The organism is Chloroflexota bacterium (genome assembly GCA_014360905.1).
Classification (GTDB): domain Bacteria; phylum Chloroflexota; class Anaerolineae; order UBA2200; family UBA2200; genus JACIWX01.
This window is the reverse complement of record JACIWW010000044.1, coordinates 1-10975: the sequence shown is the minus strand read 5'-3', so window position 1 is coordinate 10975 and position 10975 is coordinate 1. Positions and strand designations below refer to the sequence as shown.

9 protein-coding genes are annotated in these 10975 nt (G+C 52.6%); 5 read left to right on the top strand and 4 right to left on the bottom strand.

From position 1 onward, the window contains the following. Positions 1-86: 86 nt before the first annotated feature. The 4 genes from H5T67_12565 to H5T67_12550 all read left to right on the top strand — a co-directional run bounded on the left by H5T67_12565 (position 87) and on the right by H5T67_12550 (position 3289). Positions 87-251: a hypothetical protein gene (locus H5T67_12565; protein MBC7246137.1), complete on the top strand. Its 165-nt coding sequence runs from the start codon at positions 87-89 to the stop codon at positions 249-251. 108 nt (positions 252-359) lie between these two features. After that, on the top strand, positions 360-1346 hold the full coding sequence (locus tag H5T67_12560; protein ID MBC7246136.1) for a branched-chain amino acid transaminase: 987 nt from the start codon (positions 360-362) through the stop codon (positions 1344-1346). Between the two features lie 169 nt (positions 1347-1515). Continuing rightward, on the top strand, positions 1516-2541 hold the full coding sequence (gene ruvB / locus H5T67_12555) for a Holliday junction branch migration DNA helicase RuvB (GenBank protein ID MBC7246135.1): 1026 nt from the start codon (positions 1516-1518) through the stop codon (positions 2539-2541). A 4-nt stretch (positions 2542-2545) separates the two neighbouring features. Next, positions 2546-3289 carry an epoxyqueuosine reductase QueH gene (locus tag H5T67_12550; protein MBC7246134.1) on the top strand — a complete coding sequence of 248 codons (744 nt, stop codon included), beginning with the start codon at positions 2546-2548 and terminating at the stop codon, positions 3287-3289. Between the two features lie 41 nt (positions 3290-3330). Here H5T67_12550 and H5T67_12545 read toward each other — a convergent pair whose 3' ends face one another. The 3 genes from H5T67_12545 to H5T67_12535 are packed head-to-tail and all read right to left on the bottom strand — an operon-like array spanning position 3331 to position 7302. Further along, the gene (locus tag H5T67_12545; protein ID MBC7246133.1) at positions 3331-5550 is read right to left on the bottom strand and encodes a hypothetical protein; all 2220 of its coding nucleotides are present in this window, start codon (positions 5548-5550) and stop codon (positions 3331-3333) included. Continuing rightward, positions 5519-5923: a GIY-YIG nuclease family protein gene (locus tag H5T67_12540; protein ID MBC7246132.1), complete on the bottom strand. Its 405-nt coding sequence runs from the start codon at positions 5921-5923 to the stop codon at positions 5519-5521. Before H5T67_12540 ends, H5T67_12545 begins: the two co-directional genes overlap by 32 nt. A 2-nt stretch (positions 5924-5925) precedes the next feature. After that, complete coding sequence (locus tag H5T67_12535; GenBank protein ID MBC7246131.1) at positions 5926-7302, bottom strand: tryptophanase; 1377 nt, start codon at positions 7300-7302, stop codon at positions 5926-5928. Between the two features lie 242 nt (positions 7303-7544). Between H5T67_12535 and H5T67_12530 the strand changes: the two genes are divergently transcribed. Continuing rightward, positions 7545-9155, top strand: a complete 1611-nt coding sequence (locus H5T67_12530; protein ID MBC7246130.1) for a response regulator — start codon at positions 7545-7547, stop codon at positions 9153-9155. 19 nt (positions 9156-9174) lie between these two features. On the opposite strand, the gene H5T67_12525 is transcribed toward H5T67_12530, so the two are convergent. Beyond that, positions 9175-10512 carry an amidohydrolase gene (locus H5T67_12525; protein MBC7246129.1) on the bottom strand — a complete coding sequence of 446 codons (1338 nt, stop codon included), beginning with the start codon at positions 10510-10512 and terminating at the stop codon, positions 9175-9177. Positions 10513-10975 lie beyond the last annotated feature (463 nt).

Here is a 10975-nt window from a genome sequence, read left to right as displayed (position 1 = left end):
GTTTCTAGGGTATGGATATTCTCAATACGTACAGAAAGTGTTAGAATTGGCCGGAGTGGATCTGAACACTTTAGAACCGGAGCAATATGGACACTGGACGCCGTACCTGCCCACCGGCAGGCAAGGTTGATTACAAAGAACTGCGCAAGATTAACCCTGAAGCCGCCAGGAAGGCCGTATTGGGCTATCTAGAGAGCAATGGGCATAATGTCTCCAGCACCGTGCAACTAGCTCTTGACAAGTTGGGATAGAGTGGTATAATCAATTTGGTGATGGATAACCTTTGTCGGACAACGAAGTCTAGGGTGTATTTTGCACACCTGGAATCAACCCAATGACGGGAGAAAAGGAGGGAAAAATTGGCGCAGAACAAGTATGCTTTCTTCGACGGCAAAATCGTCCCTATAGAGGAAGCCAAAATCAGCATCATGACGCATGCCCTCAATTACGGTACCGGCTGTTTTGAGGGCATTCGTGCTTATTGGAACGAAGAAGAGGAACAGCTCTATATTTTCCGCATGCCCGAGCACTACCAGCGATTGCACAACTCCTGCCGCATTCTGCTCATTGACCTGCCCTATTCTGTAGAGCAACTGGGTGACATCACGATCGAGCTATTACGGCGAGAAGGCTTCAAAGAGGATACCTACATTCGGCCGCTAGCTTTCAAATCCCAAGAGGGCATTGGGGTACGTCTAAAAGGTGTAGCTGATACCTTCGCTATGTTTGCTATGCCTTTTGGCAAATACATCGAAAGGGAAGAGGGCGCCAAGGTTTGTGTTTCCTCCTGGCGGCGCATCTATGATACCTCGCTGCCTGCCCGTGCCAAGTGCACCGGAGCCTACGTTAACTCAGCCTTGTGTAAAAGCGAAGCAGAAATGAACGGCTTCGATGAGGCAATCGTACTAACCCGCGGCGGTTCTGTCTCGGAGGGTAGTGCAGAAAACTTTTTCATGGTGCGCAATGGAGTCTTGATTACTCCATCCATTACCTCGGACATCCTGGAAGGCATCACCCGACAAACTCTTATTCAGTTAGCGCGTGAGGAACTCCACATCCCGGTCAAAGAACGCACCATTGACCGTACCGAGCTGTATGTGTGCGACGAAGCGTTCCTGTGCGGCACTGGAGTGCAAATCGCGGCCATCGCCAGCATTGATCACCGTCCGGTAGGCGATGGACGAATTGGTCCGATCACTAGGAGGCTACGCGATTTATATTTCGACATTGTGCGCGGTAAGATACCAAAGTACAAGCACTGGTGTACACCCGTGTACGACAAGCAAGCCAAAGCCTTTACTGCCAAAGGACCCTCACGGCAGGAAAGCGTAGCTGCCTTGGAATAGAGCACATCTAGTCACAAGGTTCTCGTATGATTAGGCATTAACCAAGATATGAGAACGGGAGCAATGCTAATGCTTCCGTTCTCTGTCCTTTCATTATACTCACCCAGGTGCTTTTGCCTCTTCTACACTTATGGTATAATCCACTTACCTTCTACCCGAGGGGAATCTGATGAGAGACGAGCGCATTATCTCGCCAAAGCGAAATGAGAATGAGGACGCTCTTGATTCTAGCCTACGCCCTAGGCAACTCTCCGAATACATCGGTCAGGAGAGAATTAAGGAAAATCTGAGTATTTGCATCGCTGCAGCCAAAGGGCGGGGAGAGTCACTGGATCATGTCTTGCTATATGGCCCACCTGGCCTGGGTAAAACGACGCTAGCACATGTCATCGCCAACGAGATGGGGGTAAATATTAAAATCACCTCTGGCCCCGCGATCGAACGCCCAGGAGACCTGGCAGCGATCCTCACCAACTTGCGCAAGAGCGACATCCTGTTCATTGACGAGGTGCACCGGTTAGGACATCCCGTGGAAGAAGTGCTGTATCCAGCGATGGAAGACTTTGCGTTGGATATCGTGATCGGCAAAGGTCCCAGCGCACGCAGCATTCGCTTGAAGCTGCCTCCTTTTACTATCATTGGTGCCACAACCCGCATTGCTTTGATGACCTCACCACTGCGCGACCGCTTTGGCGTGGTGTACCGACTCGATTTCTATGACCTCGCTGCCATGGAAGCAATTGTGCAACGTTCAGCCCGCATCCTCGGCATCCCTATAGACCACGGCGGGATTCGGGCTATTGCCAAGCGTGCACGGGGCACTCCCCGTGTAGCCAACCGGCTGCTCAAGCGCGTGCGGGACTATGCGCAGGTACGTGCGAAGGGCATCATTACCGAAGAAGTTGCCCTGCAGGCACTGAATTTGCTCGAAGTGGATAAATTGGGCTTGGACGATATTGACCGCAAGATCCTGCGCACCATCATCGAGAAATTCGATGGCGGCCCGGTAGGGCTGGAAACGATTGCCGCATCCCTAAGCGAGGAAGCAGATACGATTATGGATGTCTGTGAACCTTACTTGTTGCAACTAGGCTTCTTGGAACGCACGCCTAGGGGACGCTTGGCCACCCCACGTGCATACGAACATTTGGGGTTGCCATACGTCCAGAAGCCTACGCAGCCCCCCCTTCTTTGAGACCATGTCCCAAGCGATTGTCCTTGATGCAACCGGTCAGCGTTTATCGCCCTGCTCTCTCCAGAAAGCTCAGCAATTGCTAGCCCAAGGCAAGGCAAAACTCATTGCCGAGGAGCCTTTTACAATCCAGTTGTGCTATGCGGTGTCGTTACGAGTAGCGCCCCAGGCTTCCCCAGACCAGAAGCCTGGTCAGGGCAAACGCCTACTGTTGCATATCTGCTGCGCACCCTGCAGCACCTATTCTGTCCAACGCCTGCGTGAACAGGGCTTTGACCTGACCGGCTTGTGGTACAATCCCAATATCCATCCCTTTGCGGAACATGAACGACGGCGCGAGTGCATGCAGTCCTATGCCGCAGAGATTGAGCTGCCCATAGTTTGGGAGGCATACGATATGCCTGCCTACTTTCGCGCTGTCGCCGGGCACGAGGCTTTTGGCGAGCGCTGCACCATTTGTTACCAACTGCGCTTGGAACGGACGGCTCAGATAGCTCAGCAACAGGGCTTTGATGCTTTCACGACAACCCTCTTCATCAGTCCCTATCAACAGCAAGCTCTGATACGCAGCATCGGTGAGGAGTTGGCTAGCCAGTATGGCGTGCAGTTCTACTTCGAGAACCTACGCAGGGGTTGGAGCGTGCGCGGACGAATGGCACGCGAGCATGACATGTATCAACAACGCTATTGCGGGTGCATCTACAGCGAATGGGAAGCCGCTAAGCGGAGAAATCCTACAACTTCGTCCTAGTACCATCGTGACTGACTGCCCGTGGCCTTGTCTATGGTCTGCTACCTATTCCTTACATCAATCTGACCTAGTACTGCGAAATCCACACCACTTGGCAACGCTAGCCGTCTGATCGTAGCCGATTCGTAAAGCCCTACGATGAGTTGATAGTTATCCTCTGGCGCATCTGGAGAAATGCGCAATTCAAACGAATCCGTGACTACCTGACCAGCGACCCAGGTAGACGTTGGTGATTGTTCATTGCGTGGCACATGATCGTTCTGTCCCCAAATCTGAGCGCCCGTGCGCATCAGATGCACAAATACCGTATAGTCTGTATCCAACGTCTTTAGTGCCTGCCAGCGCAGAGTCACTTGCAGCGTGTCTCCTGGCCTAGCGACAATGGGCTCCACGTGGTAGCCCGTCAATGCAATCAGCTCATCGAATTCAAGATATAACTCAGCGAGTTCGGTAATAGAGCCTCCTTCCAGTCCCAGTTCTACAGGCAATTCTATGAAATCAATCACCCTGCCTTCCCAGGAGCGGACCGGTAAACGCTGTCTAGTTGCATAATTGTACAAGCCCACCCGGATGCGAAGAGGACCCTGAGCTAGCAGTGTGCTAGGTACATCCAGAGGATAGAGATCGCGTCTAGCCTGCCCCACCTCCCAATCACGGGTGGGATCAGTACCTGCGCCAGGATAAGTGTCTCGCTGGGCGAGAATTACGCCACGATCATCTACGAGATGGACAAAAACGCTGTAATCTGTATCCATCTTTTGTAACGCTTCCCAATACAAGGTAACCCACAACCTTGTCCCGGGCCTGACCGTTTGCTCCAATAGATCATAGCCTAACAAACGCACCCGCTCCCCGAACTCGCTGACGAATGGATTGGGAATAGCCTCCCGTTCTGCTTCGGTCAAAAGTGGTGCTCGAGCATAAGCCGGCACAATGTAGCGGTAGGGGATGATGACCGCAAAACAGAGAAGCACAGTCAATAACACGGCAACCCATACTTGTGCATATCGCTTAGGCAACCATTGGGTCAGACCAAACACCAACAGTGTGGCGATTGCTGGCATAGCCGGGAAAAGCATGCGCCCCTGCGGATATCTTGCCTGACTCCACCCTACCAGCCCAATCAGGAATGCCGCGCTCCACAGCAACAACAGGGCTACGCGAGCAACTTCTCCCCAGAGTCGTCGCATCAACTGCGTGCAAAGAAACCAGGCTAAGCCCAATGCAGCCAGTATAGTGCCAAGCGCAAAAGCAACATAGATGCCTTCTTCCATGACCAAGTTAAACCACCCGAACACCCCCCAAAATGACTTGAACACCCCGTTGAACAACCGCAATAGTTCAGACATGGAGGGGCGCTGCACGCGTGCGGGCATCACCGCAAACATAACGTACAATCCAAAGGGATCGCGGTAAAGCAACCAGTTGCGCATATACCACCAGCCACATACCACTGTCGCTACAACTATGATCCACAAACTCCAGCGGACCCAAGCCCACCTGACACCACGCCACCAAGCCAGCACCACCAGCACCAATGCCGACAGTGGCAAAAGGATAAGCCCATTCAGCTTGGTCAGTGCTGCCAGTCCCAACACCGCGCCCAGCGCCGAAAGCCGAATAAGGGAGGGCCCATCCTGAACGATGCACACCAATAGCCACAGGCCTAGCGCTGAGAGCAAAGCAACCAACACATCATTATTGATCGAGGCATGGATGAAGAGAAACTGCGGGATGAAGGCATTCAGCGCTGCAGCCGCGGGAGCTAGCCATGAAGGCTGCGGGAATAGGCGATGGGCTATGGCATAGGTACACCATACGGTACCTGCGCCCATCAACACGCAGAGAAACCGCGCCAAGTGTGCAGCCAATACCGTGCCATGATAGGGGAAATTCTCACGGAACGTATGGCTGATCACATTGCGATTTCCCCACGCTGCTGCCGTACCCATCGCGGCATGAGGGTTGTACTGCACAATGGCATCCACATCGCTGGTATCAATCCAGGCTGTAGCCCATCCACATAGTAAGTACAGAAGCGGGGGCTGGCTTGCTTCCTGACGCATAGGCAGTATCTCGCCTTCCTGGTAAACCGGCAACCCCTTGCCATCCGCAATGTGCTTCACATACAAATAGTGCCAGACTTCATCGGGGGCTTCAAACAACGGCACGGTTACACTGTAAAAGGTGGCTAGCCCGATGAAGAGGATGAGAATGAAGAAGAGCAACTTACCTTGAGTCAAGTGCCAACGAGAGAGCATTGTCTTCCCCGGTATAAATCAGATGTGATAAGCAGGCACAATCAGAAGCACCAAAGCGCGGCGCAATGACCCGGGTTCCAGGCAAGCCCAGCAAAGCCTGTGCCCAGATACATTCTAGCCGTTCCCCTGAGAAGTCTATCCGGACATCCAGCATGCGTGCGTGAACGAGGAAATAATCAATGTGCCAGCGTAGCTTCTTGTCGTGACGTTGGTGACGTGCCAGCCGCGCTCTTACTCCTCCGCCGCCCAGCGCACTGCCCACATAAATATAGTGCCCGGCGGGGAAGGAAAAAGTACCCAGCCGGCCAATGGTGATTTCAGTCTCTTGTTCGATTTCCAGCAGCAACGCGTACGTCCCGCCTCGTTTATCCACGCCTACACAAACTCGAACCGCGCGGTAAAGTGACGCAGGAAGGGTGGCTCGTAGGTGTAACGCATGCCATGGATTTGGTCCCGTTTGCGATACAATTCGATGATGATATTGGCCACATAGTCGAGATGAGTCTGGGTATAGACTCGCCGCGGAATGGCCAAACGTACCAGCTCCAATTCTGGATAGCGCCATTCGCCTGTTGCCTCGTCCTTATGCGCAAACATCACGCTGCCAATTTCAACCGCGCGGATACCTCCTTCCAGGTAGAGATGAGCAACCAACGCCTGGCCAGGCAACTGTGCCTGGGGAATGTGCGGCAAAAAACGGCGTGCATCCAGGTAGACGGCATGCCCTCCTGGTGGCTCTAGAATAGGGACATCTTGTTCCAACAAGCGCTCCGCCAGGTAGCGCACCTGTCCAACGCGGTGCTCTAGATACCTTTCGTCCAACGCCTCCCATAACCCACGGGCAATGGCTTCCAAGTCGCGTCCAGCCAGTCCCCCATAGGTGATAAAGCCCTCCCAGAGGATTAGCAATTGGCTTGCTTTCTGGAAAAGATGCTCGTCGTTCATGGCCAAGAAGCCGCCAATATTGGCCAAGCCGTCTTTCTTGGCGCTCATCGTGCAACCATCGGCGTAGGAGAATATCTCACGAGCAATCTCTAAAGTAGTCTTATCGGTGTAGCCCGCTTCGCGCTGTTTGATGAAGTACACATTTTCCGCATAGCGACAGGCATCAATGAACAACGGGATGCCATACTGCGATAGCACCTCTTTGACCGCTCGTATATTCGCCAGGGAAACAGGCTGTCCCCCGCCAGAATTATTGGTGATGGTCAACATAGCCAAGGGTATTTTCTGCACTCCCACCTCGTGGATCAAATGTTGCAGCTTGTCAATATCCATATTCCCCTTAAAGGGGTGCCTGCTGGTGGGCACAAGCCCCTCTGGAATTGGCAAATCTACCGCATGTCCACCCACTGCTTCGATGTTCGCGCGAGTAGTGTCGAAATGGGTGTTGCTGGGCACATAGTCTCCTGGCTTGACCATGGCTGCAAAGAGCACCTTTTCTGCAGCCCGCCCTTGGTGGGTAGGCATGAAATAGCGAAAGCCAAAGATGCGTTCCACAGCATCTTTCAGGCTATAATAGTTGCGGCAAGATGCGTAGGCCTCATCGCCAATCATCAATCCTGCCCACTGGGCATCGCTCATCGCGGCTGTGCCACTATCGGTCAACAGATCAATGTACACGTCCTCGCTCTTGATAAAGAAGATGTTGTAGCCAGCAGCGGCCAGGAGTGCCTCGCGTTCCTCACGCGTCGTCAATCGAATGGGCTCAACCACTTTGATGCGATAGGGTTCGGGCATCAAGCTTGTCATCCTATCAACCTCCTTGTTGTATTGGCGCTTCGTAGTGCCTATGTGTGGGAATCAACCTAATCCACAAGCAGAGCATGGTCATCTCGCGAATCCGTACCCCATTATAAACCCAGATAAGCAGTTATCCAAACAGAAGCCAATGAACTGCAATTTTTGAAAAAATATCTGGCATCGTTATAATAGCATTGACAATTCCCATTGCACATGAACAGACTAGGAGATGAGGTAGAAAAGGACGCATCATGCCGGACGAACGCATATTGATTGTGGAAGATGAGCCTGACATACTGGACATGTGCACCCGCGCGCTGGCTATGGAGGGCTACCAAGTCTCTGGCGTCAGCAACGGTGTGGAAGCCATCCAGATAGTCCAAAAGCAAGATTTTGATCTCCTACTTACGGACATCAAAATGCCAGGCATGAGTGGCTTGCAGACTTACCGCATCATACAACAACTCCGACCGGATATCGTCGGCGTGGTCATCACCGGATATGGCTCTGTGGAAACAGCCATTGAGGCGTTGAAACTGGGCATGGAAGATTTCCTGCTCAAACCGTTCTCTATCACCGAACTTCGTGCAGCCATCTCTAGAGCCTTAGAGAAGAAAAGGTTGGAGAGAGAGAATGCACGCTTAAAAGCCCTGATTCCTCTCTTTCAACTGAGCCAGGCTTTCATGGCAGTCACCGATCTGGACGCATTGCTGCAACAGGTCTTGCAAGTAGCGGTGCAAGAAACGGCTACAAAGCTGGCAGTGCTGATGCTACAGGATGAAAGTAGTGAAAAATGGGAGGTAGCAGCTGCAATTCGAAACAAGCATCCGGAGGCTCCTACTCAAGAGCTCAGGATCAGCAAACCAATCATGCAGCGAGCCATGCAAAGTGGACAGGCCATTATCTGGCAGGCGGAATTGAACCGGGAGCCTTTCTTTGCCAACGAAAGAGGAAGGGCAGCTGAAGAAATAACGGCTGCTGTCGCCCTGCCTCTGATCGTCCAAAAGGACACCATCGGCATCCTAGGATTGGGAAAAGAGGGAATCGGGGCAGCCTTTTCGCGCAGCGATGTGGAGCTTTTGTCCGTACTTGCTAGCCAGGCAGGCACTGCTATTCAAAATGCGCGCCTTTTCACTCGTCTCCGCAATGCTTATGACAAGTTATCTGCCTTGGACCACCTGAAGAGCGAGTTCATCAACCTCGTTGCTCATGAATTGCGCACTCCTCTCGCCGAGATCGTAGCTTATATGTCCTTGCTGGAAAAGGAGGTTCCTAAAGGGCATCCCTATCTCAATGGCATTGCCCGGGCTGCAAATCAGTTAAATGCGCTGACAAGCGACATCACCGATCTGAAATTCTTGGAAGCAGGCCAGGCAGAACTGATACGCACAGAAATATCTCTGCCTACGCTCCTCCGCGAAATTTTGAGAGAACTTGGGCCACTGGCTGCCAGCAAAAAGCAATCTGTGCTCATAATGATCGCGGATGATTTCCCAAACATCTATGTAGACGAAGCCAAGCTCAAGGTCGTATTGAAGAACTTGATCAACAACGCTATCAAATTTACACCAAAGGATGGGCAAATCAGGGTCACAGCTGAGGCGGATGACTCTGCACTAAAGATTGCTGTTCAAGACACCGGCATTGGCATCCCCAAGGAGGAGTGGGAATGGATTTTCAAACCATTCTACCAATTGGAAAGCTCCCTGATCCGCGAACATGGCGGGATTGGCATTGGTTTAGCCCTTACCAAGAACCTGGTCGAGTTACATGGAGGCCGCATTTGGGTGGAGAGCGAGGTAGGCAAAGGTAGCACTTTTTGCTTCACTATCCCAGATTGCGTGCGCCATCCTGAGAAGTAGCGATTTCATCGCTTTGCCTTTATTTTCTCAACCCCAGGTCATAGGCGCGTACGATGTGCATATCCTGCTTGACCATGCGAAACGCGCGTTGTTCCGCTTCGTACAGGATGCGCTCCTCATCCAGCGTGGTCAATACCCCATCTTTCAGTAGGATACGCCCAGCCACGATGACGTGGCTGATGTCAGCGGATTTGGCTGAATAGATAATGTTCGATAGCAAGTTGTGGCGTGGGCGAAGGTGTGGCTTGCGAAAATCAAAGATAATGAGGTCTGCTGGCCTCCCTGGGGCAAGCACTCCGCTTTCGGGAAATCCTAGAGCCTTGGCACCATTCTGAGTTGCCAAGCGCAAGGTCAGCTCAGCAGGCAAGATCACTGGGTCTAGGTGATGATCTTTCTGTATTAGCGTGGCCAATCGGGCTTCCTCTAACATATCGAGACCGTTGTTCGAGGCCGGCCCATCGGTTCCAAGTGCCACATTTACCTCTCTGGCCAACAATTCTGGGACTGGCGTCACACCCATGCCAAGCTTCATGTGCGTGATCGGGCACTGTATAACGTTCACTTGTTTGACCCCCAGAATGTCCATGTCCTCGGGCGTGAGGTAGATGCAGTGTGCTGCTATGGTAGGGTGGTCCAGAATGCCCCTTTGCTCGAGGAACTTGACCGGCGTTACCCCATACCTAACCAGGGAACTCTCCAGCTGCTCGCGGAACTCTGACAGGTGAATGTGGATGCCCACGCCAAGTTTGGCCGCTTTCTCAGCAACTGTGGCCAAGAAGTCAGGCGGACAGGCATAGGGAGAATGCGGCCCCAGGACTGTCCGGATGCGGCCTCCTGCCGCTCCCTGCCAGCGTTGCACGAATTCAATGCTCTCTTCGAGTCCTCGCCCGATTTCTGTCTGCGCTCCCATTCCGAACACGCACCAAGCTAAGTTGGCGCGCAATCCCGCTTCCTCCGCAACCTGCGCCACTTCGTCCATGAAGAAATAATGATCGGCAAATCCTACCGTGCCAGCGCGTATCATTTCGGCGGCCGCTAGATATGCCCCCCAGCGCACATCCTCTGCCGTCAGTGTTGATTCCGCTACCCAAATGCGCTCGTTCAGCCAGCGCTCAAAGGGCAAGTCGTCGGCCCACCCTCGCTCGAAGGTCATTGACGCATGAGTATGGGCATTGAAAAAGCCGGGCATGACCACATGGTCACTGGCTTCGATAGCCTCATCCGCTTCAAAATCAGGAGGAACAGCACCTATAGCCTGTATTTTTCCATCCGCGATGGCAATATTGGTACGATACAGGACATCGCTATTTTCATTCAGGGTAATGACATCAGCATTTCGAATCAGGATCTTGCGCATATTCCCCTCCTGGTGTGGATTTAGCACAAAGGGCCTCTGCATTGCAGAGGCCCTTCATGCTTGAGGCATACACCGGCACCTGCGGTGCTGATTAGAGCGCACCACCTCCGGTGATGCCCCTAGGTTCAAAACTCTCTATCACGGGCATCACCTCCTTGTACGTATGATAGCGGTCAAAAAGATGTGTCGGTATGGCCTCAATCAGCTAACAAATTCTAGCAGAAGAACCCTGGCCTGTCAAATTACATATGCGCTTGCGCCAACAGATCGTTACCAGGTGGTACAGGCGATTTTGACAAAAGGGGGTGCTCCTGTGGTAAAAGAATTGTGGAAACAACTGCACCAGGAGGAGCACCGCCTATGGCCGATCTGGCCTACAGGGAAGTATACGCTATGAACCGCTTTCAGGCAAGAAAACTGCTGCTGCAGACCTATCAAGAAACCAAGAGCATCAGCGCCACTG